The 21,540-nt window shown below is 65.1% G+C and carries 31 protein-coding genes; 3 read left to right on the forward strand and 28 right to left on the reverse strand.

Annotated elements, in window-relative coordinates:
* Window positions 1–75: 75 nt before the first annotated feature.
* From ACN9M4_RS14590 to ACN9M4_RS14600, 3 genes are read left to right on the forward strand one after another with little or no spacing between them, the layout of a single operon-like run.
* Window positions 76–753 carry a FadR/GntR family transcriptional regulator gene (locus ACN9M4_RS14590; protein ID WP_426299075.1) on the forward strand — a complete coding sequence of 226 codons (678 nt, stop codon included), beginning with the start codon at window positions 76–78 and terminating at the stop codon, window positions 751–753.
* Window positions 750–2,210, forward strand: a complete 1,461-nt coding sequence (locus ACN9M4_RS14595) for a chlorohydrolase family protein (RefSeq protein WP_426299077.1) — start codon at window positions 750–752, stop codon at window positions 2,208–2,210. The genes ACN9M4_RS14590 and ACN9M4_RS14595 overlap by 4 nt, the downstream gene beginning before the upstream one ends.
* Window positions 2,211–2,261: 51 nt before the next feature.
* A complete protein-coding gene (locus ACN9M4_RS14600; RefSeq protein WP_426299079.1) occupies window positions 2,262–2,819 on the forward strand; it encodes a 2-oxo-4-hydroxy-4-carboxy-5-ureidoimidazoline decarboxylase in 558 nt (185 codons plus the stop codon).
* Window positions 2,820–2,908: 89 nt separating this feature from the next.
* On the opposite strand, the gene map is transcribed toward ACN9M4_RS14600, so the two are convergent.
* The 28 genes from map to rpsJ all read right to left on the reverse strand — a co-directional run bounded on the left by map (window position 2,909) and on the right by rpsJ (window position 21,378).
* Window positions 2,909–3,739 carry a type I methionyl aminopeptidase gene (gene map, locus ACN9M4_RS14605; RefSeq protein WP_426303490.1) on the reverse strand — a complete coding sequence of 277 codons (831 nt, stop codon included), beginning with the start codon at window positions 3,737–3,739 and terminating at the stop codon, window positions 2,909–2,911.
* 28 nt (window positions 3,740–3,767) lie between these two features.
* Window positions 3,768–4,694, reverse strand: a complete 927-nt coding sequence (locus ACN9M4_RS14610; protein ID WP_426299081.1) for an NAD-dependent epimerase/dehydratase family protein — start codon at window positions 4,692–4,694, stop codon at window positions 3,768–3,770.
* The gene (locus ACN9M4_RS14615; RefSeq protein ID WP_426299083.1) at window positions 4,691–6,382 is read right to left on the reverse strand and encodes an AMP-binding protein; all 1,692 of its coding nucleotides are present in this window, start codon (window positions 6,380–6,382) and stop codon (window positions 4,691–4,693) included. Before ACN9M4_RS14615 ends, ACN9M4_RS14610 begins: the two co-directional genes overlap by 4 nt.
* Window positions 6,375–7,577 (reverse strand): cytochrome P450, encoded by a 1,203-nt coding sequence (locus ACN9M4_RS14620; protein WP_426299085.1) that lies wholly within the window; start codon window positions 7,575–7,577, stop codon window positions 6,375–6,377. The genes ACN9M4_RS14615 and ACN9M4_RS14620 overlap by 8 nt, the downstream gene beginning before the upstream one ends.
* The gene (locus ACN9M4_RS14625) at window positions 7,574–8,374 is read right to left on the reverse strand and encodes a glycosyltransferase (RefSeq protein ID WP_426299087.1); all 801 of its coding nucleotides are present in this window, start codon (window positions 8,372–8,374) and stop codon (window positions 7,574–7,576) included. Before ACN9M4_RS14625 ends, ACN9M4_RS14620 begins: the two co-directional genes overlap by 4 nt.
* Window positions 8,371–9,396 carry a 3-oxoacyl-ACP synthase III family protein gene (locus ACN9M4_RS14630; protein ID WP_426299089.1) on the reverse strand — a complete coding sequence of 342 codons (1,026 nt, stop codon included), beginning with the start codon at window positions 9,394–9,396 and terminating at the stop codon, window positions 8,371–8,373. The genes ACN9M4_RS14625 and ACN9M4_RS14630 overlap by 4 nt, the downstream gene beginning before the upstream one ends.
* 103 nt (window positions 9,397–9,499) lie before the next feature.
* Window positions 9,500–10,069: an adenylate kinase gene (locus tag ACN9M4_RS14635; protein WP_426299091.1), complete on the reverse strand. Its 570-nt coding sequence runs from the start codon at window positions 10,067–10,069 to the stop codon at window positions 9,500–9,502.
* A 5-nt stretch (window positions 10,070–10,074) separates the two neighbouring features.
* Window positions 10,075–11,385, reverse strand: coding sequence for a preprotein translocase subunit SecY (gene secY, locus ACN9M4_RS14640; RefSeq protein WP_426299093.1), 1,311 nt, complete (start codon window positions 11,383–11,385; stop codon window positions 10,075–10,077).
* 201 nt (window positions 11,386–11,586) lie between these two features.
* Window positions 11,587–12,066, reverse strand: coding sequence for a 50S ribosomal protein L15 (rplO, locus tag ACN9M4_RS14645; protein ID WP_426299095.1), 480 nt, complete (start codon window positions 12,064–12,066; stop codon window positions 11,587–11,589).
* A complete protein-coding gene (rpmD, locus tag ACN9M4_RS14650; RefSeq protein ID WP_115790334.1) occupies window positions 12,066–12,272 on the reverse strand; it encodes a 50S ribosomal protein L30 in 207 nt (68 codons plus the stop codon). Before rpmD ends, rplO begins: the two co-directional genes overlap by 1 nt.
* A gap of 2 nt (window positions 12,273–12,274) precedes the next feature.
* Window positions 12,275–12,949, reverse strand: a complete 675-nt coding sequence (gene rpsE, locus ACN9M4_RS14655; RefSeq protein ID WP_426299097.1) for a 30S ribosomal protein S5 — start codon at window positions 12,947–12,949, stop codon at window positions 12,275–12,277.
* 29 nt (window positions 12,950–12,978) lie between these two features.
* Window positions 12,979–13,362 (reverse strand): 50S ribosomal protein L18, encoded by a 384-nt coding sequence (gene rplR / locus ACN9M4_RS14660; protein ID WP_115790332.1) that lies wholly within the window; start codon window positions 13,360–13,362, stop codon window positions 12,979–12,981.
* A 3-nt stretch (window positions 13,363–13,365) separates the two neighbouring features.
* Entirely contained in the window at window positions 13,366–13,902 is a 537-nt protein-coding gene (gene rplF / locus ACN9M4_RS14665) for a 50S ribosomal protein L6 (RefSeq protein WP_426299099.1), read from the reverse strand.
* An 18-nt stretch (window positions 13,903–13,920) separates the two neighbouring features.
* Window positions 13,921–14,319 carry a 30S ribosomal protein S8 gene (rpsH, locus tag ACN9M4_RS14670; RefSeq protein ID WP_115790330.1) on the reverse strand — a complete coding sequence of 133 codons (399 nt, stop codon included), beginning with the start codon at window positions 14,317–14,319 and terminating at the stop codon, window positions 13,921–13,923.
* An 82-nt stretch (window positions 14,320–14,401) separates the two neighbouring features.
* The gene (rplE, locus tag ACN9M4_RS14675) at window positions 14,402–14,980 is read right to left on the reverse strand and encodes a 50S ribosomal protein L5 (protein ID WP_070350370.1); all 579 of its coding nucleotides are present in this window, start codon (window positions 14,978–14,980) and stop codon (window positions 14,402–14,404) included.
* Window positions 14,980–15,342, reverse strand: a complete 363-nt coding sequence (gene rplX / locus ACN9M4_RS14680) for a 50S ribosomal protein L24 (RefSeq protein ID WP_074587804.1) — start codon at window positions 15,340–15,342, stop codon at window positions 14,980–14,982. Before rplX ends, rplE begins: the two co-directional genes overlap by 1 nt.
* Before the next feature lie 3 nt (window positions 15,343–15,345).
* A complete protein-coding gene (rplN, locus tag ACN9M4_RS14685; protein ID WP_043119386.1) occupies window positions 15,346–15,714 on the reverse strand; it encodes a 50S ribosomal protein L14 in 369 nt (122 codons plus the stop codon).
* A gap of 341 nt (window positions 15,715–16,055) precedes the next feature.
* Window positions 16,056–16,352, reverse strand: coding sequence for a 30S ribosomal protein S17 (gene rpsQ / locus ACN9M4_RS14690; RefSeq protein WP_070350367.1), 297 nt, complete (start codon window positions 16,350–16,352; stop codon window positions 16,056–16,058).
* Complete coding sequence (gene rpmC / locus ACN9M4_RS14695) at window positions 16,349–16,669, reverse strand: 50S ribosomal protein L29 (protein ID WP_014922387.1); 321 nt, start codon at window positions 16,667–16,669, stop codon at window positions 16,349–16,351. Before rpmC ends, rpsQ begins: the two co-directional genes overlap by 4 nt.
* 2 nt (window positions 16,670–16,671) lie before the next feature.
* Window positions 16,672–17,088 carry a 50S ribosomal protein L16 gene (gene rplP, locus ACN9M4_RS14700; RefSeq protein WP_070350365.1) on the reverse strand — a complete coding sequence of 139 codons (417 nt, stop codon included), beginning with the start codon at window positions 17,086–17,088 and terminating at the stop codon, window positions 16,672–16,674.
* Window positions 17,089–17,910 (reverse strand): 30S ribosomal protein S3, encoded by an 822-nt coding sequence (gene rpsC / locus ACN9M4_RS14705; protein ID WP_070350364.1) that lies wholly within the window; start codon window positions 17,908–17,910, stop codon window positions 17,089–17,091. It abuts the gene before it with no gap.
* Window positions 17,911–18,276, reverse strand: coding sequence for a 50S ribosomal protein L22 (rplV, locus tag ACN9M4_RS14710; RefSeq protein ID WP_074587810.1), 366 nt, complete (start codon window positions 18,274–18,276; stop codon window positions 17,911–17,913).
* Window positions 18,277–18,314: 38 nt separating this feature from the next.
* Window positions 18,315–18,596 (reverse strand): 30S ribosomal protein S19, encoded by a 282-nt coding sequence (gene rpsS, locus ACN9M4_RS14715; RefSeq protein ID WP_003803803.1) that lies wholly within the window; start codon window positions 18,594–18,596, stop codon window positions 18,315–18,317.
* Between the two features lie 12 nt (window positions 18,597–18,608).
* A complete protein-coding gene (rplB, locus tag ACN9M4_RS14720) occupies window positions 18,609–19,448 on the reverse strand; it encodes a 50S ribosomal protein L2 (protein WP_074587812.1) in 840 nt (279 codons plus the stop codon).
* Between the two features lie 29 nt (window positions 19,449–19,477).
* Window positions 19,478–19,783 carry a 50S ribosomal protein L23 gene (gene rplW / locus ACN9M4_RS14725; protein WP_070350360.1) on the reverse strand — a complete coding sequence of 102 codons (306 nt, stop codon included), beginning with the start codon at window positions 19,781–19,783 and terminating at the stop codon, window positions 19,478–19,480.
* Entirely contained in the window at window positions 19,780–20,397 is a 618-nt protein-coding gene (gene rplD / locus ACN9M4_RS14730) for a 50S ribosomal protein L4 (protein WP_426299106.1), read from the reverse strand. The genes rplW and rplD overlap by 4 nt, the downstream gene beginning before the upstream one ends.
* Before the next feature lie 4 nt (window positions 20,398–20,401).
* Window positions 20,402–21,052, reverse strand: a complete 651-nt coding sequence (rplC, locus tag ACN9M4_RS14735; protein ID WP_074587815.1) for a 50S ribosomal protein L3 — start codon at window positions 21,050–21,052, stop codon at window positions 20,402–20,404.
* Between the two features lie 17 nt (window positions 21,053–21,069).
* Window positions 21,070–21,378, reverse strand: a complete 309-nt coding sequence (rpsJ, locus tag ACN9M4_RS14740) for a 30S ribosomal protein S10 (protein WP_003803825.1) — start codon at window positions 21,376–21,378, stop codon at window positions 21,070–21,072.
* Window positions 21,379–21,540 lie beyond the last annotated feature (162 nt).

The following is a 21,540-nucleotide window of genomic DNA, read 5'->3' on the forward strand; positions in this document are numbered from 1 at the left end:
GACGTCTTACGAAAGAGTGGATTTTCAAACAGCCATGTGAGACGCTTCGTGGACGTAGGAACCAGAGGGGGCACCATGGCGGTGAACGGACGGCGCAGTGTGGTCGACGAGGCAATCGACGACATCCGTCAACGGATTCGGCAGGGCGAATGGGGTCTGGGAGACCGGATCCCGCCCGAACCCGAACTGGGCAGGACTTTGGGGTTGAGCCGCGCTCCTTTGCGCGAGGCCCTTCGTGCGCTGGTGCACGCGGGCCTGCTCGTGACCCGGCAGGGGGACGGGACGTTTGTCGCCGCCGTCGATGAACAGGAGATCGCCCTCCGCAAAGGATTCCAGGACGCGGATCCCTTTGAGGCGGTCGAGGTCCGGCGCAGCCTGGACGTGCCAGCGGCGGCCCTCGCCGCACAGCGCCGGAACCAGGCAGACCTGGACAGGCTCGAGGACGCGCTCCACCGCCGTCGCGCCGCCGCGGAAGCGCGGGACGACGACGGGTTCCGCGAGGCGGACATCGACTTCCACCGCGCCGTGGTGGACGCCGCGCACAACCAGCTCCTGGCCGGGATCTACGGTTCCCTCGCCGCGAACATCGACGGCTCCTGGACCTCCCCCGCCGGCCTCGACCGTGCCGCCCACGCCGGGCATGACAACCACGACGACCTTTTCGAGGCCATCCGGGACGGCTCCGTACAGGACGCCATGCTGGTGGCCGGGTCCATCCTGGACCGCCAGGCACACGATTTGGAGAACAAATGATCACACGCATCAGGGCCGCCTTCGTGATCGGTTACGCCGAAGGCGACCACTGCATCCTGCCCGACGCCGAACTGGTCCACAACGACGCGACCATCCTTTTCGTCGGCCGGAACTACGCCGGTCCCGTTGATACCGAAATCGACGCCGGGCAGGCGATCGTCTCCCCGGGCTTCATCGACCTCAACGCCCTCGCCGACATCGACCACGCCATCTTCGATTCCTGGCACGGCCCGGACACACGCCTCGGCCTGGTCTGGTCCGAGGCCTACCTGGAGGACCACGGCGCAGTCTTCACCCGAGAACAGTCCCGCTTCCGCCGCGAGTTCGCCCTCTCGCAGCTGGTGCGCAACGGCATCACCACCCTCATGCCCATCGCCTCGGAGAGCTACCACGAATGGTGCGAGGACTACCAGGACATGGCGGACACCGCCGACGCCGTGGAAGCCCTCGGCATCCGTGCCTACCTTGGCCCGAGTTACCGCACAGCCGTGCCATATACGGACGGCACACGCGTGCTACTCCACGAGGACGAGCGCCGTGGCCTGGACGGGCTGGAGGACGCCATCCGCTTCGCGCAGGACTATGAAGGCCGGGCCGGCGGGCTGATCCGCACCGCCCTGCTGCCTGCCAGGATCGAGACGCAGACCGAACAGACGCTGCGGCTTACCCGCAAGGCCGCCGACGAACTGGGCATTCCGGTGCGCCTGCACGCCGCCCAGGGGCTCTTCGAAATCGAGACCATGATCGCCCGGACCGGCAAGCGATCCCTGCCGTACCTCGCCGACCTCGGCTTCCTGGGCGAACGGACCTTCGTCCCGCATGCCTGGACCGTGCCGGGGCACCCGCTCATGCCCGAAACCTTCGGCAGCGGGGACGACCTCGCGCTGCTCGCGGATTCCGGCACGAGCGTCCTACTCTGCCCCATCCCGATGGCACACTACGGCGGCATGCTGGACAACTACGATTCCTACCGCGAGCGCGGCATCCGGATCGTGCTGGGCACGGACTCCGCCCCGCCTAACATGATCCGTGCCATGGACCTGGCGATGGGCATGACCAAGGCCACCACGGGCAACCGCACGAGCGCCCAGGCCGCGGACCTTTTCCGCTCCGCCACGCTGGATCCGGCCGAAGCGCTGGGCCGCCCGGACCTCGGCCGGCTCGCCCCCGGGGCGCAGGCCGACTACTTCGTACTGGACCTGGGCGGCCAGCACATCGGCCCCTACGCCGACCCCATCCGCACCATGGTGATGAACGCGGACGGCAGGGACATCACCCGTGTCGTGGTGGCCGGCCGCACCGTGGTCGAGGGCGGGGAGATCGTCACCGTGGACACCGGCGACTACCGGCAGCGGGCCCAGGAATTCCTGGAGCTCTACATCGCCTCGCTGAGCGTCTCGGACCACGCCCGCCGGTCCACCGGGGAACTCCTGCCGTCCAGCTTCCCGCTCCGCTGACAGGCAAGGCAACGGCGAGTTGTGAATACGTGATAGCGAAAGGAAACTGTCTTGAACACCTCTCTTGAAATGCACGGAGTCAAACGGCTCAACGACCTCCCCCGTGACGAGTTCATCAAAGTGATGCTCGAATTGTGCCACCTCCCCGTAGAAGACTGGGCAATCGACGTTGACCGTCAACGGCCGTTCAGTGACTTCGAAGACCTGATCGAAAAGGCGCGTTCATCTGTCACAGCGCTGAGCGACGCCAACGTGGTCGCCGCCCACGTTGGGTTGAGGCGGCTGGGCTCCCGGCACGACGGCTTCACGGGTCGGCGGCTGCGGTGGGCCAAGCAGGAGTCCGCTCTCATGGACAGGGACGACGAAGCCCTTCAGGCTCTGAACGAGGCCCAGGATGCGTACGAAGCGAAGTTCGGCCATGTCTTCCTTATCAGCGCAACCGGACTAACGAACGATGAGATGGTGGCCGCGCTCCGCGCGCGCTTGGCGAACTCACCCGAAGCGGAGTGCGACGCTGCAAGGGAGGAACTGCGCAAACTGGTCGCCATTCGGCTCACGAGGCTCGTTGAAGAGTTGGAAGATCCGGAAGCCGCCCTCACTGAGGCATAACCGGCTGTTCGCAGAAACGACGACGGCGAGGTGCCCACGCGGGGGCACCTCGCCGCTGTGGGCCCAGTGTCTGAGTGAGCCCGGAAGGCTCAGGCCGGGATCGGCACCGGGGTGACGCCGAACTGCGCCAGCCGCTCCGCACCGCCGTCGGGCGCGGAAAGGACCCAAATGCCCTTTTCGTGCACGGCCACGGAGTGCTCCCACTGGCAGGAACGCTGGCCGTCGGTTGTGACCACGGTCCAGTCGTCCTCGAGGGTGGCGGTTTCGATCCCGCCGCGGACCAGCATCGGTTCGATCGCCAGGCACAGGCCGGGCCGGATCTTCGGGCCGCGGTGGCTGGTGCGATAGTTCAGTACGTCGGGGGCCATGTGCATTTCGGAGCCGATGCCGTGGCCCACGTAGTCCTCCAGGATGCCCAGGGGCTTGCCGGGAACGGCGGAGACGTAGTCATCGATGGCGCAGCCGATGTCGCCCACGAACTTGCCCTTGGCCAGCGCCGCGATGCCGCGCCACATGGCTTCCTCGGTGACGTCGGAGAGGCGCTGGTCCTCGGGGTCGGCGGTGCCCACGATCACGGTGCGGGCGGAGTCGGAGTGCCAACCGTCCACAATCGCGCCGCCGTCGATCGAGATGATGTCGCCGTCCTGCAGCACGCGGTCGCCCGGGATGCCGTGGACCACTTCCTCGTTCACGGAGGCACAGATGGTGGCCGGGAAGCCGTGGTAACCGAGGAAGTTGGACTTGGCGCCGGCGTCGTTGAGCACGGCGGCGAACACTGCATCCAACTCGCGGGTGCTGACGCCGGGTTTGGCGGCGGCCACTGCGGCGTCGAGGGCACGGCTGAGCACCAGCCCGGCCTCGTGCATCTTGCGCATCTGCTGGTTGGACTTGTATTCGATACGGGGCTGGCCGAACGCCATGGTCTCCTCGGGGGTTGCTCTCAATGGCTCATGCAGGGCGCACGTGCCTTGGCTCTGCCATCCATTTTCCCGCATCGGCGAGCGTGGTCGAAATCGGCTCCACTCCGAGCCCTCCGCGGAGCCGGTCCAGGCGGTAGGTCCGCTGCATTCCGAGCTGGCTCACGGCGTAGCGGGTGAGCCGCGGCGGCCTCCGGCTGGCAAGCGCAGCGGCCTCGGACACGCCGGCCAGGACCATGGCCAGCGGACGCGGGACGTATTTCACGGCAATGTCGCCGTGACCGGTGGCATCCAGCACGGAACGTAGAACTGCACCGAGCGGCACCGGGGCGGCGTCGGCCACGTTCACGGCGCCCTGCGCACCGGAGCTGCAGGCCGCGAGGGCCGCCGTCGTGAGGTTGCCGATGTGCGTCAGCTGGTGCAGGATGCCGGGATGGCCGACGCTCAGCAGCGTGCCGCGGCGGATGTTGGACAGCAGCCGCGGCAGCAGGGTCCGGTCCCCTGGCCCGTACACCGCATGCGGGCGCAGCACCAGGGCGTCCGGATGGCGGCGAGCCTCGACGTCGGCGAGCGCCTTGCTGCGGCCGTAGGCCCCCAGGTGCCCCACAGCGACTTCTTCCTCGGCCCGGTCGATGCACGGCTCCCACCAGGGGTAGACGCTGGAGCTGGAGATGTGCACCAGCCGGGTGCCCGGAAAGGTTTCGGCGACGGCGCGGGTGCCCAGGACGTTGACCTGGTGGAACAGCCGTGCCGGCCCCCAGTCCGCCACATGGGCGCCGGCATGCACGACGGCGTCCACCACCGGCGGCCGCGCGGGCGGAGGTCCGGCGAGGTCCCAGGAGAGGATCCCGGGCACCGGGCGGCGGCCGAAGCGGACCACCTCCCAGCCGCGGGCTTCGGCGGCGTCGGCGATGGCACCGCCGATGAAGCCGGCAGCTCCCGTGACCGCGATCCTCATGTGCGGTTTCCGGCCAGGTCGGCCCGCTCTGCCTCAACGACGGCGGCGAAGTCCTCCCGCAGCTTCGCCCGGTCGGTCTTGCGGTGCCTGCCGCCCACCGGCAATTCCTGCAGGGTTTCGATCCTGTCCGGCAGCGCGGACTCGTCGATCAGACGGGGCAGCTCGTGGAGCAACCGTGCCTTCACCTTTGCCGGCTCTTCGCCGGGCGCCGGGACGACGGCCAGCCACACAGCCTCGTCGCCGGTCTCGTCAGGCACGCCGACCATGGCCGCCTGCGCCACGCCTCGGACATTCGCGATCAACGGCTCGTACAGTGCCGGATAGATGTTGGTCTTGCCGCGGATGATCATGTCCTTCTTGCGCCCGATCATCACCAGTCTTGCCGTCCCGTCCGGGCCGCCGTGATCAAGCCGGACCAGGTCTCCCGTGGCGTGCTCTGCCAAGTCGGGCTGTCCAAGGTAACCGCGGCACATGTTGGGGCCGCTGGCCAGCAGTTCATGGTCCTCCGCCACCCGGATGCGCACGGCGGGGAGGGGTGCGCCCAGGAAGTCGCCTTCGCCGCTGCCGTCCGGCGCCGTCAGTTCAGCTTCCGCGCCGGAAGCGAAGGCGAGCTTTTCCGCGCCGTCGGCAATGGCGATCGGCAGCAGTTCAGTCATGCCGTAGATGAGCTTGAAGTCGACGCCGGGCAAAACCCGCATGGCGCGTTCCAGGAACGGGGCCAGGACCGGTGCCGCGCCGAGCATCACGGTCCGCAGCGTTTCGGGAAGCGCCACCGCGCCGGCCTCCACGGCGTCCAGGATGGGCGCCAGCTGGGACGGCACCAGGAAAAGGTGCGTGGCGCCGTCGTACGTCCCGGTGACCTGACCCAGCTCCGCGGCCAGCCGCAGCGGATCGACATGCGCGGAGAAGCCGTAGGCGGGCATGGTCCAGTGGGCCCCGGCGATCAGGGCCGGCAGCCCCATCATGAGCTGTTCGGAGTGGATCCGGTCCCCGGCAGCGAAGGTGCAGCGCTGGGTCAACTGCCCGAAGCCTGCCGCGAGCGAACCGCGGGTATGGACCACGCCTTTCGGGTGGCCGGTGGTCCCCGAGGTGAAGATGATCACCGCCTCCTGCTCCGGCGCGGCTTCCGGAACCGGCAGCGGAACGGCGTCGGAAGACTTCAGCTCCTTGACCGGTCGGGCGCCGCGCGGCACCCCCGGAAGCCACGGCCCGGAATAGTAGTGCCGCACGTCCAGGGCGCCGTAGTCCGGAAGCAGGAGCCCCCTGCGCCGGGCCAACGGGCGCAGCGGGCCGCTGCTGAGCGCATACAGCAGCGATTCCGAGGCAGCCCAACGCGGGGCGGCGAGTCCGGCCCGGTCCCGGAAGAGCGCCGGGCCGATCCCGGGATCGATGAAGACGATGGAACCGCCCGCCCGCACGGCGCCCAGCGCCAGGACGAAGGCATCCGGCCCGGGCCGCACGGAGAACAGCATCCGTTCACCGGGTCCGAAGCCTTCGGCCCGAAGGGCTTCGGCCGTCGACTCGATGCCCGCGGCGAGCTGTGCGTAGCTGATGGTGCGCCCCGGCGTCGGCGTCTTCTGCCACCGGAACTTCTTGCCCGGTGCCGTGAGCGCCGGGCGCTCCGGCCAGCGCCGGGCGGCGGCATAGACTCCGGCGATCAGGTCGCCGCCGGATGGCTCGTCATGCATTGGCCAGCTCCAGGGTTTCGTATCCGGGGATGAGCACCCGCCGTTTGACCCGCCGCGACACCACACCCCATGGCCGCTGCGCGTAGAGGTCCAACAGGCTCTCCAGCGTGGAGTTGATCTGCGCCATGGCCAGGGGCATGCCGATGCAGAAGTGCGGGCCGGCGCCGAACCAGAGCTGCCTGGCGTGCGGTGGGAGGGTCCGTTCCGGATCGAAACCGCCCAGGCTCTTGGCCGCGTGGACCGTGGACAGCAGCAGCCGGTCCCCCGCCCGGAACCGGATCCCGCCCAGCGTTCCGGAGTCGACGGCGTCGCGCAGCATCATGGGGGAAGGCACCGTGAAGCGGAGGCCCTCGTTGACGGCGGCGGGCAGGCCGCTGCGGTCCGCCGCCAGTGCGGGCAGCCGCCCGGCGTCGGCGAGCACCGCGACAATTCTTGGGATGAAGGACACCAGGGTCTCGGTCCCGACGATCACGAACGCGCTGACCACCCCCACCGCTTCCTGCTCGCTCATGCCCAGCTCGCGCAAGCGCCCGGGAAAGGTTCCCGGGACGCCGTTGCGGTAGGCGGTGCGGGCCGGTCCGGCCAGGAGCTCGACGGCGGTACGCGCCTTGGCTGCCTGCGCCGGCGTCAGCTCGTGGCGGCCCAGCCGGACCAGGGAAGTGATCGAAGAGCCGAGGTCGAACAGCTCCCGGTCCGGCAGGCGGCCGGGGGCGTCTTCGGCGAGGCCAAGGATCCTGGCGATCACGCCGCCGGACAGTTCCTTGACTGCCCCGACGAGATCCACGCGGCGCCCCGCGGGCAGTTCGCGTCCGAGCTGTTCCCGGAGCCTGGCCGCGGCGGGCTCCACGATGCCCGCCACGGAGCGGGCCGTGAACACCCCGCCGAGGCGCCGGCGCATCTCCAGGTGCGCGGCGCCGTCCATGTTGAGCAGGGCCCTGGGCCCCACCACGGGGGTCCACAGCCCGCCGGAGGCGGACGGTCCCTGCTTGACGAAGCGTTCATTGTCCATCAGGACCTCGCGCAGCAGTCCCGCTTCGCTGACCAGGATCCCGAGCCCGGGGATCCGTTGCACCGGGCGCCGGTAGCCGAGGCCACGGATCAGCGGGTATAGCACCGGGTGGGCGCCCAGGTGGACGCGCCGCTCCCAGCGTTCCAGTTCGCTGGTCTTCGGCTCGAGGGTTGCCAGGGAGCTCACCGGATGTCCACCACCTCGGGCTTGTACCGGTGGTCCGCGTACCAGGCAAGGGTGTTCTTCAGTCCCCAGGCTTTCACCCGCCGGGAGGAGCCGTAGACCACCACGTCGCGGCGCAACGCATACGCCCGGCTGAGCTTGCGGACCCGGTTGGACAAGGCACGGTCCTCGTGGAGCTCCTCGATCCGGGTGCGGGGGAAGCCGCCTGAGCGGTGGTACATGTCTGCCGTGATCGCCATGTTGCAGCCCGGCAGCATCAGGTACGGCCCCAGGTAGCCCTCGCCCTTGTTCCCCGGCCGGATCCGGCCGAAGAAGGAGGCCACCTCGACGGCGAGCAGCATCATGCGCCGTTCAGTGGCCGTGATTCCCTCGTCCTCCCGGGGCAGGAGCTGCCCCGCCACCAGTTCCAGGCCGTCGTCGAACGCCGCCATGATCCGCGCGGTCCAATCGGGGGCGGCCAGGCAGTCCGCATCCGTGCGGGCCAGCCAGGTGGCCCCATGCCGGACGCCGAAGCGCATGCCCGTATCGGCGGCGGCACCGGTGCCTTTCCGGCTTTCGTGGATCAGCCGGATGTCCATCTCCGGGTGCTCCGCCGCGAAGCCGGCCACAATCCCGCGGCTGCGGTCCGTGGAACCGTTGTCCACCACCACGACCGTGAAATCCGTGTGCTGCTGGGCCGCGAGCGATTCGAGGGTCTGCCGGATCAGCTTCTCCTCGTTCAGGGCCGGCACCGCGATGCAGAGGGGCCGGGTCGCCGTCGTGCTGGAAAGAGCCGCTGCGCCAGCAATACCTCCGCTCACAGGCGCACCACGGCCATGCCCAGGCTGACGCCGCCTGCCAGCCCCACCAGGGCCACCAGGTCCCCGGGACCGCAGCGGCCGCTGTCCAGTGCCAGCTTCAGCTGCAAGGGCAAGGTCACGGACGCGAGATTCCCGTAGTCCTCCACCGTGGGCACGAGCCTGGCCTCCGGAACCCCCGCACCCCGGGCGAACACCTCCCGGTAGGGCGCGCTGACCTGGTGCACGCAGACAACCGCGAAATCCTGCCAGGACAGTCCCAGCCGCTCGAGGGTGGAATGCAGGATGCCGCTGCCGAGGTCCAGGAAGGCGTCCTTGAGTTTCTCCCCGTCCATCGTGAAGTACGTGGCGTCCGGATCCCGCGGGCGGGCCGAACCGCCGCCGGCGAGCGTACCAACGGACCAGTGCGTGCTCTTCGCGGAGAATCCGAAACCAAGCACCCCGGCCGTGGACCCGTAGGCCGGTTCCACCAGGGCCGCGTACCCGCCGTCGCTCATGGTGTAACCGGGGAAGGAAGCTGCGAAAGTCTCGAAGTCCGGCACCGTCCAGCGCACTGCACGCGACGGCGACTCGCCGCCCGCAACGAGCACCCTCCCGTAGCGGCCGGCCGCGACGAAGGAATCGGCCACTTCGAGCCCATTGAGAAAGCTGTTACACGCGTTCTTGACGTCCATCACCGGACACTGCAGGCCCAGCTTGGCGGCGACTATGTGCGCCGTGGCCGGTTCGACCATGTCCTGGCTGGCGGAGCCGAAGATCAGGAGGTCGATGTCGGAGGGCTGCAGGCCGCGTTCGGCAAGGACCTTGGCGGCGGCATTGACGGCAAGGTCCGAGGCCTGTTCCGCATCGGACATGATGCTGCGGGTGCGTATCCCCGTCACCCTTGCAATGAGGCCCCGGGGCACCTTGAAACCGGGGCTCTCAAGCCTGAGCCGCTGCTCGACGCCGGCCGTGGCCAGGCGCCCCGGCGGCAGGTACACCTCCACCCCGGTGATCCGGCTGAGTCCCGGCACTGCTGCGGCCATCCGCTCCCCCATATCCAGTCCGCGGCGTGGGAAACGCAAAAGGGTGCGTCCCGGACTCATGGTACGGGACGCACCCTTTCAGGAAGCGTCAGTTGCGGCGTGTTCAGACAGCCTTGGCTGCCTCGATTGCCAGCAGCACGCGGTCGGTGACCTCGTCGATGCCGCCGATGCCATCCACCTGGGTCAGTATGCCGCGCTCGGCATACTTCGCCACCACAGCTTCGGTCTGCTCGTGGTACAGGTCCAGCCGGTGCCGGATGACAGCTTCGTTGTCGTCCGAGCGGCCGGTTTCCTTGGCACGGCCCAGCAGGCGGCTGACGAGTTCCTCGTCGTCGGCGGTGAGCTGAAGCACTACGTCGAGCTTCTGCTCTCCTTCCGCGAGGATCTGGTCAAGGTAGTCGACCTGTGCCGTGGTGCGCGGGTAGCCGTCCAGCAGGAAGCCGTTCTCGACGTCGGACTCGCCCAGGCGGTCGCGGACCATCTTGTTGGTGACCGCATCCGGGACGAAGTCGCCGGCGTCCATGTACTTCTTTGCTTCGATTCCCAGCGGGGTTTCACCCTTGACGTTGGCACGGAAGATGTCGCCGGTGGAGATGGCGACTACGCCCAGACGCTCGGAAATCCGTTCGGCCTGGGTACCCTTGCCCGAACCCGGAGGTCCAATGATCAGCATTCTCGTCATCGCAAAAGCCCTTCGTAGTGACGTTGTTGTAGCTGCGCATCAATCTGCTTGACGGTTTCCAGACCGACGCCCACCATGATCAGGATCGACGTGCCACCGAACGGGAAGTTCTGGTTGGCGCCGATCAGGACCAGGGCGATCAGCGGGATCAACGCCACGAAGCCGAGGTAGACGGCCCCCGGAAGGGTGATCCTGGAAAGCACATACTGCAGGTAGTCCGCGGTCGGTTTGCCCGCCCGGATGCCCGGAATAAACCCGCCGTACTTCTTCATATTGTCGGACACTTCTTCGGGGTTGAAGGTGATGGCGACGTAGAAGTAGGTGAAGAACACGATCATGGCGAAGTAGAGCGCCATGTAGATGGGGTGGTCGCCGCGGGTCAGGTTGTTGTTGATCCATTCAACCCACGGAGCCATCTGCTCCCCCGCCTTCGGCTGGTTGAACTGCGCAATCAGGCCAGGGAGGTAAAGCATGGAAGAAGCGAAGATGACGGGCACGACGCCGGCCATGTTCACCTTGATCGGGATGTAGGTGCTGGTTCCGCCCACGGTCCGCCGTCCGACCATCCGCTTGGCGTACTGCACTGGAATGCGTCGCTGGGACTGCTCGACGAAGACCACCAGGGCCACCGTCACAAGGCCGATGACGAGCACGGTGAAGAAGGTGCCCGGGCCCTTGGACGACCAGATGGCGCCGAGGGAGGTGGGGAACGTCGCCGCGATCGAGGTGAAGATGAGCAGGGACATGCCGTTGCCGACGCCCTTTTCGGTCACCAGTTCGCCCATCCACATGATGAGGCCGGTGCCGGCCGTCAGCGTGATGACGATCAGGATCGTGGTGATGATGCTGCTGTCCGGGATGATCGGCAGCTGGCAGTTCGGCAGGAGCTGGCCGGAGCGGGCGAGGGACACCAGCGTCGTGGCGTTCAGGAGGCCCAGGGCGATCGTCAGGTAACGGGTGTACTGCGTCAGCTTCCCTTGGCCTGAAGCGCCCTCTTCGTACAGCTGCTGGAACCGCGGGATCACCACGCGGAGCAGCTGCACGATGATGCTTGACGTGATGTAGGGCATGATGCCCAGCGCGAAGATGGACACCTGCAGCAGCGCGCCGCCGCTGAACAGGTTCACGAGCTGGTACAGGCTCCCTTGTGTCTGACCGCTATGCAAACACTGCTGCACATTCTGGTAGCTCACACCAGGCGAGGGAATGAATGCACCCAAGCGGAAGATTGTGATGATTCCCAGCGTGAACAACAGCTTGCGTCGCAAATCAGGCGTCCGAAACGCCCGGCCGAATGCGCTAAGCAAGCGTCCTCCTGAGTAGAAAAATCCAAAGGTAACGATGGGCCCTATGAAACCCAACACCCGAGTCTAGCTGTTGGATGCGCCATGCGAACAATCGGGAGGCCTTGGAATGAAAAAACTCCCGGTGTGCAGGGCCGAAGCCCCGCACACCGGGAGTTGATTCACAACAGGGTGGAACCCCGCCGCTTCTTCGGGAACAGTCCCTTAGAGAGCGGTGGTGGTGCCGCCCGCTGCAGCGATCTTTTCCAGAGCGCTGGCAGAGAAAGCGTGGGCGGTGACGTCAACCTTGACGGTGATGTCGCCGGTGCCCAGCACCTTCACGGGCTGGTTCTTGCGAACGGCGCCCTTCTCGACCAGAGCCTCGACGGTCACAGCGCCGCCTTCCGGGAACAGCTCGTTGATCTTGTCCAGGTTCACAACCTGGAACTCGACCCGGAACGGGTTCTTGAAGCCGCGCAGCTTCGGCAGGCGCATGTGCAGCGGCAGCTGGCCGCCGGCAAAGCCAGCCTTGACCTGGTAGCGGGCCTTCGTACCCTTGGTACCGCGACCGGCGGTCTTACCCTTGGAGCCTTCACCACGACCAACACGGGTCTTGGCGGTCTTGGCACCCGGGGCGGGACGCAGGTGGTGGACCTTCAGCGCGTGCTGCTTCTCAGCAGCCTCGGCGTTCTTGTTCTCGGCCATTACTTCGCCTCCTCAACATTCACGAGGTGCGGAACCGTGTTGAGCATGCCCACGGTCACGGCGTCAGCGGTACGGACAACGGTGTGTCCGATGCGCTTGAGGCCGAGGGAACGCAGGGTCTCGCGCTGGTTCTGCTTGGCGCCGATGACGCCCTTGATCTGGGTGATCTCCAACTTGGCGTCGGAGGGAGTCAGGTTCTTAGCCATGACTAGGCACCTGCCTTCTGGTTCTGGAGTGCGCGCACCAGAGCAGCCGGAGCAACCTCGTCCAGCGGCAGGCCACGGCGGGCTGCCACGGAAGCGGGCTCTTCCAGTCGCTTCAGGGCGTCAACAGTCGCGTGAACGATGTTGATGGCGTTGGAGGAACCGAGCGACTTGGAGAGGACGTCGTGGATACCGACGCACTCCAGTACCGCACGGACCGGACCGCCGGCGATAACACCGGTACCCGGGGAAGCCGGACGCAGCATGACGACGCCGGCTGCGGCCTCACCCTGCACGCGGTGCGGGATGCTGTTGCCGACGCGGGGGACGCGGAAGAAGGACTTCTTGGCCTCTTCGACACCCTTTGCGATGGCGGCGGGAACTTCCTTGGCCTTGCCGTAGCCGACGCCGACCAGACCGTTGCCGTCACCGACGACGACGAGGGCGGTGAAGCTGAAGCGACGACCACCCTTGACGACCTTGGCGACACGGTTGATGGTCACAACGCGCTCTACGAACTGGCTCTTCTCGGCCTCACGGCCGCCGTCGCGGCCACCACGGCCACCACGGTTGCCGCGGCCCTGGCCACGGTCGCCACGCTCGCCGCCGCGACGGCCGCCGCGGCGGTCGTCGGTGGCAGCAGCGGTCTCAGTTGCCTCAGCAGCTGCAGCTTCAGTCACCTGAATGTCCTTTTCGTTATTCTCAACGGTCACAGTGCCAGCCCACCTTCGCGTGCACCGTCAGCGACGGCGGCGATGCGGCCGTGGTACTTGTTACCACCGCGGTCGAACACAACAGCGTCGATACCGGCAGCCTTTGCGCGCTCTGCAACGAGCTCGCCAACGCGCTTGGCCTTGGCGGTCTTGTCACCGTCAAACGCGCGCAGGTCGGCTTCCAGGGTGGAAGCGTAGGCCACGGTGACACCCTTGCTGTCGTCGACAACCTGGACGAATACGTGGCGTGCGGAGCGGTTGACCACCAGGCGGGGGCGGACAGCCGTACCGACGATACGCTTGCGGATACGAAGCTGGCGGCGGCTGCGGGCAGCTGCCTTGCTCTTGTTCGTGCGCTTCTTGTTAATTGCGATGGCCATGGTTTACTTACCAGCCTTTCCGACCTTGCGGCGGATGACTTCGCCGGCGTAACGGACACCCTTGCCCTTGTAGGGGTCGGGCTTGCGCAGCTTGCGAATGTTGGCAGCAACCTCGCCGACCTGCTGCTTGGAGATACCGGAGACCGAGAACTTGGTCGGGCCCTCAACCGTGAAGGTGATGCCTTCCGGAGCGGAAATGTTGACCGGGTGGCTGAAACCGAGAGCGAACTCAAGGTCGGAGCCCTTGGCCTGGACGCGGTAACCGGTACCGACGATCTCAAGCTTCTTCTCGTAGCCGTTGGTAACGCCCTCGATCATGTTGGCGATGAGGGTACGGGTCAGGCCGTGCAGCGAGCGGGAGTTGCGCTCGTCGTTCGGGCGGGTGACCGTCAGGGTGCTTTCGTCCAGGGTGACCTCGATCGGGCTGGCAACAGTGTGGCTCAGCTCGCCCTTGGCGCCCTTGACGCTGATGACGGAGCCATCAACCTTGACATCGACGCCGGCGGGAACGGTGATGGGGAGACGTCCAATACGTGACATTATTCTCTTCCTTTCCCGTTACCAGACGTACGCGAGGACTTCGCCGCCCACGCCCTTCTTGCCGGCCTGCTTGTCAGTCAGGAGGCCGGAAGAGGTGGACAGGATTGCGATACCCAGGCCACCCAGCACGTGGGGCAGGTTGGTGGACTTCGCGTAAACGCGCAGACCCGGCTTGGAAATACGGCGGACACCGGCAATCGAACGCTCGCGGTTCGGACCGAACTTGAGGTCGATGGTCAGCTTCTTGCCAACTTCAGCTTCCTCTTCCTTCCAGCCGGCGATGTAGCCCTCGGCCTTCAGGATGTCGGCAACGCGTGCCTTGAGCTTGCTGTACGGCATGGTCACGGAATCGTGGTATGCCGAGTTGGCGTTGCGCAGACGCGTAAGCATGTCTGCGACAGGATCTGTCATAGTCATTTGGGCTCTTGCCCTTCCTCGTAGCGGTTTCCGCCGTTCTTCTCCCTAGGGAGACAGGTCAGCGGACCTCTTACGTAGTTGATTAGTCTTCGGATTTGAACGGGAAGCCGAGTGCCTTGAGCAGTGCACGGCCTTCGTCGTCGGTCTTGGCGGTGGTGACAACCGTGATGTCCATGCCGCGGACGCGGTCGATGGAGTCCTGGTCGATCTCGTGGAACATAACCTGTTCGGTCAGACCGAAGGTGTAGTTGCCGTTGCCGTCGAACTGCTTGCCGTTGAGGCCGCGGAAGTCGCGGATACGGGGCAGGGCGAGGGTGACCAGACGGTCCACGAATTCCCACATGCGGTCGCCACGGAGGGTGGCGTGCGCACCGATCGGCATGCCTTCGCGCAGCTTGAACTGGGCGATGGACTTACGGGCCTTGGTGACCTGCGGCTTCTGGCCGGTGATCAGGGTCAGATCGCGGACAGCGCCGTCGATCAGCTTGGAGTCCTTGGCGGCATCTCCAACACCCATGTTCACGACGACCTTCACGAGGCGGGGAACCTGGTTCACGTTCTCGTACTTGAATTCCTCGAGCAGGGACTGCTTGATGGATTCGGCGTACTTGGTCTTCAGACGCGGAACGATCTTTACCGGAGTCTCGAGAGTCTCAGTCATTAGATGTCCTTCCCGGTGGCCTTGGACACGCGGATGCGAACGGTCTTCTTCTTGCCGTCCTTCTCAACGGTCTCAACACGGAAACCGACGCGGGTCGGCTTCTTGGTCGAGGGGTCAACCAGAGCCACGTTCGAGATGTGGATCGGAGCCTCAACGATCTCGATGCCGCCGGTCTTGGTGCCGCGCTGCGACTGTCCGACCTTGGTGTGCTTGGTCACGCGGTTGATGCCTTCCACGAGGACGCGGTTAGCCTCAGGGAATACGCGAAGAACCTTGCCCTGCTTGCCGCGGTCGCCGCCGCGGTCCTGCTTGGCACCGGTGATGACCTGAACGAGGTCACCCTTCTTGATCTTTGCACCCATGGGTTACAGCACCTCCGGAGCCAGGGAGACGATCTTCATGAACTTCTTGTCGCGAAGCTCGCGGCCAACCGGGCCGAAGATACGGGTACCGCGGGGGTCACCGTCGTTCTTCAGAATCACAGCTGCGTTCTCGTCAAACTTGATGTAGGAACCATCCGCACGGCGGCGTTCCTTCTTGGTGCGAACGACGACGGCCTTGACGACGTCGCCCTTCTTTACGTTGCCGCCCGGGATAGCGTCCTTGACGGTTGCGACGATGACGTCGCCGATGCCTGCGTAGCGACGGCCGGAACCACCGAGAACGCGAATGGTAAGGATTTCCTTAGCACCCGTGTTGTCGGCGACCTTCAGTCGCGACTCCTGCTGAATCAATTTCTACTCCTTGCGTCGCGCTGGTTCTCAGGCCGAAAACATGCATACGGAATGAGCCTTGCGGAACGGTTGATCGGGGTGTCTCTGGACCTGCCTGGATTTTGCCAGAGCAGGCCTAAACGCCCATGCCGGAAGCATCAGCTTCCCTTGCCGGGAAAACCGGCGCGGGGCAGTATGCCATGGCACGATTGTTTACGAGGTGGTTGCAGACGCACAAATGGCGCCATACAAACTCAATATCCTAGCACGCTTCCGCCCAGGGCCGAAACGCGGAAGGGCCCGCATCCCTTGCGGAATGCGGACCCTTCCAGTGAATCCCTGCCGGCATGCCGGCGTCGGATTTACTTGGCCTTTTCGAGGATCTCCACCAGGCGCCACCGCTTGGTAGCGGACAGCGGGCGGGTCTCGGCGATGAGGACGAGGTCGCCGATGCCGGCGGTGTTCTCTTCGTCGTGAGCCTTGATCTTCGAGGTGCGGCGAATAACCTTGCCGTACAGAGCGTGCTTCACGCGGTCTTCAACCTGGACAACGATGGTCTTTTCCATCTTGTCCGAGACAACGTAGCCGCGACGCGTCTTACGGTAACCGCGCTGTTCAGCGCTGGCTGCTGCTTCCGTCACAGTTTCCTTCTCGCTCACTTGGCGTCCTCTCCAGCTTCAACCTCGGCCTTTTCAGCCTTGGCAGCCTTCTTGGACTTCTTTTCTTCCTTGGCTTCCACAACCGGTGCGGCAACCTCGGCACGAATGCCCAGCTCGCGCTCACGGAGAACGGTGTAGATGCGTGCGATGTCCTTCTTTACCGCGCGCAGACGACCGTGGTTCTCCAGCTGGCCGGTGGCGGACTGGAAACGCAGGTTGAACAGCTCTTCCTTGGACTTGCGGAGTTCTTCAACGAGACGCTCGTTGTCGAAACCGTCCAGCTGTGCGGGTGCGAGATCCTTCGACCCTACTGCCATTTCTATTCACCACCTTCGCGACGCACAATGCGTGCCTTCAACGGCAGCTTGTGGATTGCCAGGCGCAGTGCCTCGCGAGCTACCTCTTCATTGACACCGGAGAGTTCGAAGAGAACCCGGCCCGGCTTGACGTTTGCGACCCACCATTCCGGAGAACCCTTACCGGAACCCATACGGGTTTCGGCCGGCTTCTTGGTCAGCGGACGGTCCGGGTAGATGTTGATCCAGACCTTACCGCCACGCTTGATGTGGCGGGTCATCGCGATACGGGCGGATTCGATCTGACGGTTCGTCACGTACGCCGGGCTCAGGGCCTGGATACCGAACTCACCGAAGTTGACCTTGGTGCCGCCCGTGGCAGCGCCGGAACGACCCGGGTGGTGCTGCTTACGGTGCTTGACTCGACGTGGGATAAGCATTTAAGCCTGTCCTCCTTCTGCTGCCGGAGCAGCAGCTTCAGCAGCCGGAGCTTCAGCAGCAGCGGGTGCTGCTTCAGCTGCCGGACGGTCGTTACGACGACGGCGGTCGCCACCCGGGCGACCCGGGCGGTCGCCGGCACGGCCGCGGGACGGAGCAGCAGCTGCCTGCTGAGCCAGTTCCTTGGCAGTGACGTCGCCCTTGTAGATCCAGACCTTCACGCCGATGCGGCCGAAGGTGGTCTTGGCTTCGTAGAAGCCGTAGTCGATGTTCGCGCGCAGGGTGTGCAGCGGCACACGGCCTTCGCGGTAGAACTCGGAGCGGGACATTTCCGCGCCGCCCAGTCGACCGGAGCAGGCGATACGGATGCCCTTGGCACCCGCACGCTGTGCGGACTGCATTGCCTTCTTCATTGCACGGCGGAATGCCACGCGGGAAGTCAGCTGCTCAGCAACGCCCTGGGCAACCAGCTGTGCTTCGATCTCCGGGTTCTTGACCTCGAGGATGTTCAGCTGGACCTGCTTACCGGTCAGCTTCTCGAGCTCGCCGCGGATGCGGTCTGCCTCGGCGCCGCGGCGGCCGATGACGATGCCCGGACGTGCCGTGTGGATGTCCACGCGGACGCGGTCACGGGTGCGCTCGATCTCGACCTTGGCGATGCCGGCGCGCTCCATGCCCGTGGACATGAGCTGGCGGATGCGGATGTCTTCGCGAACGAAGTCCTTGTACCGCTGGCCGTTCTTGGTGCTGTCAGCGAACCAGTGCGAAACGTGATCGGTGGTGATACCGAGTCGGAACCCGTGCGGGTTTACTTTCTGTCCCACTTAGCGAGCCTCCTCTTTCTCCGGGGTAGCGACTACCACGGTGATGTGGCTCGTGCGCTTCTTGATCTGGTAGGCGCGACCCTGTGCACGCGGCTGGAACCGCTTCATGGTCGGGCCCTCGTCAACAAACGCTTCGCTGATGTAGAGGTCGCCCTCGTCGAAGGCAACACCGTCGCGGTCCGCGAGGACCCGGGCGTTTGCCATTGCCGACTGAACTACCTTGAATACCGGCTCCGAAGCTGCCTGCTGGGCAAACTTCAGAATTGCCAGAGCCTCGTTCGCTTGCTTGCCACGAACAAGGTTGACGACGCGCCGGGCCTTCATAGGCGTTACGCGGATGTGACGCGCAATAGCCTTGGCTTCCATTGCTTTCCTTCTCTCGTCTTAGCCGTAGAGCGAGCGCCTTAGCGGCGCTTGCCCTTACGGTCGTCCTTGACATGGCCGCGGAAAGTCCGCGTGGGAGCGAATTCGCCGAGCTTGTGCCCGACCATCGACTCAGTGACAAACACCGGAATGTGCTTGCGTCCGTCGTGAACGGCGATCGTGTGACCCAGCATGTCCGGGATGATCATCGAACGGCGGGACCAGGTCTTGATGACGTTCTTGGTGCCCTTTTCGTTTTCCCTGGCGACCTTCACAAAGAGGTGCTGGTCAACGAAAGGACCTTTTTTCAGGCTGCGTGGCATGTGTCCAGGCTCCTATCGCTTGTTCTTGCCAGTACGGCGGCGACGAACAATAAGCTTGTCGCTCTCTTTGTTGGGGCGGCGGGTACGGCCCTCGGGCTTGCCGTTGGGGTTGACCGGGTGACGACCACCGGAGGTCTTACCTTCACCACCACCGTGCGGGTGGTCAACCGGGTTCATGGCCACACCACGCACGGTCGGGCGGACGCCCTTCCAGCGCATACGGCCGGCCTTGCCCCAGTTGATGTTCGACTGCTCGGCGTTGCCGACCTCGCCGACGGTTGCGCGGCAGCGCACGTCGACGTTGCGGATTTCACCGGAGGGCAGACGCAGCTGGGCGAAACGGCCTTCCTTGGCAACAAGCTGCACCGAGGCACCGGCGGAGCGGGCCATCTTGGCGCCGCCACCCGGACGCAGTTCAACTGCGTGGATCACGGTACCGACGGGGATGTTGCGCAGGGGCAGGTTGTTGCCCGGCTTGATGTCAGCGTCCGGACCGGCCTCAACAAAGTCGCCCTGGGACAGCTTGTTGGGAGCGATGATGTAACGCTTGGTGCCATCAACGTAGTGCAGGAGGGCGATGCGAGCCGTACGGTTCGGATCGTACTCGATTTCGGCAACGCGGGCGTTGACGCCGTCCTTGTCGTGGCGACGGAAGTCGATCAGACGGTACTGGCGCTTGTGTCCACCACCCTTGTGACGGGTGGTGATCTTACCGGTGTTGTTACGGCCGCCGGTCTTGTGCAGCGGACGCAGCAGCGACTTTTCCGGAGTCGATCGCGTGATTTCAGCGAAGTCGGCTACGCTCGAGCCACGACGGCCCGGGGTAGTCGGCTTGTATTTACGGATTCCCATAATTTATTTCCTCGTTAAAGTGGTCTCCGCTACGCGAGCGGACCGCCGAAGATGTCGATAGTGCCTTCCTTCAGGGTGACAATCGCACGCTTGGTGCTCTTGCGCTGTCCCCATCCGAATTTGGTGCGCTTGCGCTTACCGGCACGGTTGATGGTGTTGATCGATTCGACCTTGACGGAGAAAATCTTCTCCACGGCCAGCTTGATCTCGGTCTTGTTCGAACGGGGGTCCACCAGGAAGGTGTACTTGCCCTCGTCGATCAGGCCGTAGCTCTTTTCCGAAACGACGGGTGCGATGACGACGTCGCGCGGGTCCTTGATGGTGGTGACGCTCACTTGGCGGCCTCCTCGTTCTTTGCCTTGTCAGCGACGAACGCTTCGAAAGCAGCCTTGGTGAAGACCACGTCGTCGGAAACCAGGACGTCGTAGGTGTTCAGCTGGTCCACGTAGAGGGTGTGGACGTCGGCGAGGTTGCGCACGGACAGTGCAGCAACGTCGTTGGCGCGTTCGATCACGACGAGCAGGTTCTTGCGCTCGCTAACAGCCTTCAGCGTCGCCAGGGCGTCCTTGGTGGACGGCTTGGTGCCGGCAACCAGTTCAGCGACGACGTGGATGCGGCCGTTGCGGGCGCGGTCCGACAGGGCGCCACGGAGAGCAGCGGCCTTCATCTTCTTGGGGGTGCGCTGGGCGTAGTCACGCGGGGTCGGGCCGTGGACGATGCCACCACCGGTCATGTGCGGAGCACGGATCGAACCCTGGCGGGCGCGGCCGGTACCCTTCTGCTTGAACGGCTTGCGGCCTGCACCGGAAACTTCAGCGCGGGTCTTGGTCTTGTGGGTACCCTGGCGTGCGGCAGCGAGCTGGGCGACGACGACCTGGTGCAGCAGCGGCACGTTGGTCTGGACGTCGAAGATCTCTGCAGGCAGGTCTACCTTCACAGTGCTAGTCATTGAACTAGGCTCCCTTCACGGCGGAACGTACGAGTACGACCTGGCCGCGGGCACCGGGGACGGCACCCTTGATAAGGAGCAGCGACTTCTCAACGTCAACGGCGTGAACGGTCAGGTTCAGCGTGGTGTGACGTACGGCGCCCATGCGGCCGGCCATTTTCAGGCCCTTGAAGACGCGGCTCGGGGTGGATGCGCCACCGATGGAACCAGGCTTGCGGTGGTTCTTGTGCGCACCGTGGGAAGCACCGACACCGGAGAAGCCGTGACGCTTCATAACACCGGCGAAGCCCTTACCCTTGCTGGTGCCGACGACGTCGATCTTCTGGCCGGCTTCGAAGAGCTCAACAGAGAGCTCCTGGCCCAGCTCGTAAGAGGCGGCGTCTGCAGTGCGCAGTTCGACGACGTGGCGGCGGGGGGTCACGCCGGCCTTTTCAAAGTGACCAGCCAGCGGCTTGGTGACCTTGCGGGGATCGATCTGGCCGTAGCCGATCTGAACGGCGACGTAGCCGTCGGCCTCTGCATTGCGCAGCTGGGTGACGACGTTGGAGTCAGCCTGGACGACAGTTACCGGGATGAGCTTGTTGTTCTCGTCCCAGACCTGGGTCATGCCGAGCTTCGTGCCCAGCAGGCCCTTTACGTTACGGGTTGCGGTCATAGTCTCTCAGCACCTCCCTACAGCTTGATTTCGATGTTCACGTCGGCCGGCAGGTCGAGACGCATGAGCGAGTCGACAGCCTTGGGCGTGGGGTCGATGATGTCGATCAGACGCTTGTGAGTACGCATTTCGAAGTGCTCACGGCTGTCCTTGTACTTGTGGGGAGAGCGGATAACGCAGTACACGTTCTTCTCCGTCGGAAGCGGCACGGGGCCCACTACCGTTGCGCCTGCGCGCGTGACCGTCTCAACGATCTTCCGCGCTGAAACATCAATGACCTCGTGGTCATATGACTTCAGCCGGATGCGGATCTTTTGTCCCGCCATGTCGCCTGACTCTCTTTCAGTCTGTGCTTCCCTGGGTTAGGGCTGCCCTGTTTACTTGCGTTCCGTGGCTGCCGAAGCAATTGAGGTTCTACCACCACCCACCGCACGGCTTGAATCCGGAAATTCCGGGTTCCTCAAACCGCCGGTGCTCCGACCCCCGCG

Origin of the sequence: Arthrobacter sp. R-11 (assembly GCF_049913155.1) — a bacterium.
GTDB lineage: Bacteria > Actinomycetota > Actinomycetes > Actinomycetales > Micrococcaceae > Arthrobacter.

Excerpts from the sequence above, each read along its gene's own strand:
- ACN9M4_RS14590 (WP_426299075.1), top strand. The coding sequence starts at position 76 with ATGGCGGTGAACGGACGGCGCAGTGTGGTCGACGAGGCAATCGACGAC.
- ACN9M4_RS14595 (WP_426299077.1), top strand. The coding sequence starts at position 750 with ATGATCACACGCATCAGGGCCGCCTTCGTGATCGGTTACGCCGAAGGC.
- map (WP_426303490.1), bottom strand. The coding sequence starts at position 3,739 with ATGGCGTTCGGCCAGCCCCGTATCGAATACAAGTCCAACCAGCAGATG.
- ACN9M4_RS14610 (WP_426299081.1), bottom strand. The coding sequence starts at position 4,694 with ATGAGGATCGCGGTCACGGGAGCTGCCGGCTTCATCGGCGGTGCCATC.
- ACN9M4_RS14615 (WP_426299083.1), bottom strand. The coding sequence starts at position 6,382 with ATGCATGACGAGCCATCCGGCGGCGACCTGATCGCCGGAGTCTATGCC.
- ACN9M4_RS14630 (WP_426299089.1), bottom strand. The coding sequence starts at position 9,396 with ATGGCCGCAGCAGTGCCGGGACTCAGCCGGATCACCGGGGTGGAGGTG.
- ACN9M4_RS14635 (WP_426299091.1), bottom strand. The coding sequence starts at position 10,069 with ATGCTGATCATTGGACCTCCGGGTTCGGGCAAGGGTACCCAGGCCGAA.
- rplO (WP_426299095.1), bottom strand. The coding sequence starts at position 12,066 with ATGGCCGAGAACAAGAACGCCGAGGCTGCTGAGAAGCAGCACGCGCTG.
- rpmD (WP_115790334.1), bottom strand. The coding sequence starts at position 12,272 with ATGGCTAAGAACCTGACTCCCTCCGACGCCAAGTTGGAGATCACCCAG.
- rplR (WP_115790332.1), bottom strand. The coding sequence starts at position 13,362 with ATGGCCATCGCAATTAACAAGAAGCGCACGAACAAGAGCAAGGCAGCT.
- rplF (WP_426299099.1), bottom strand. The coding sequence starts at position 13,902 with ATGTCACGTATTGGACGTCTCCCCATCACCGTTCCCGCCGGCGTCGAT.
- rpsH (WP_115790330.1), bottom strand. The coding sequence starts at position 14,319 with ATGACTATGACAGATCCTGTCGCAGACATGCTTACGCGTCTGCGCAAC.
- rplE (WP_070350370.1), bottom strand. The coding sequence starts at position 14,980 with ATGACTGAGACTCTCGAGACTCCGGTAAAGATCGTTCCGCGTCTGAAG.
- rplX (WP_074587804.1), bottom strand. The coding sequence starts at position 15,342 with ATGGGTGCAAAGATCAAGAAGGGTGACCTCGTTCAGGTCATCACCGGT.
- rpmC (WP_014922387.1), bottom strand. The coding sequence starts at position 16,669 with ATGGCAGTAGGGTCGAAGGATCTCGCACCCGCACAGCTGGACGGTTTC.
- rplP (WP_070350365.1), bottom strand. The coding sequence starts at position 17,088 with ATGCTTATCCCACGTCGAGTCAAGCACCGTAAGCAGCACCACCCGGGT.
- rplV (WP_074587810.1), bottom strand. The coding sequence starts at position 18,276 with ATGGAAGCCAAGGCTATTGCGCGTCACATCCGCGTAACGCCTATGAAG.
- rpsS (WP_003803803.1), bottom strand. The coding sequence starts at position 18,596 with ATGCCACGCAGCCTGAAAAAAGGTCCTTTCGTTGACCAGCACCTCTTT.
- rplB (WP_074587812.1), bottom strand. The coding sequence starts at position 19,448 with ATGGGAATCCGTAAATACAAGCCGACTACCCCGGGCCGTCGTGGCTCG.
- rplD (WP_426299106.1), bottom strand. The coding sequence starts at position 20,397 with ATGACTAGCACTGTGAAGGTAGACCTGCCTGCAGAGATCTTCGACGTC.
- rplC (WP_074587815.1), bottom strand. The coding sequence starts at position 21,052 with ATGACCGCAACCCGTAACGTAAAGGGCCTGCTGGGCACGAAGCTCGGC.
- rpsJ (WP_003803825.1), bottom strand. The coding sequence starts at position 21,378 with ATGGCGGGACAAAAGATCCGCATCCGGCTGAAGTCATATGACCACGAG.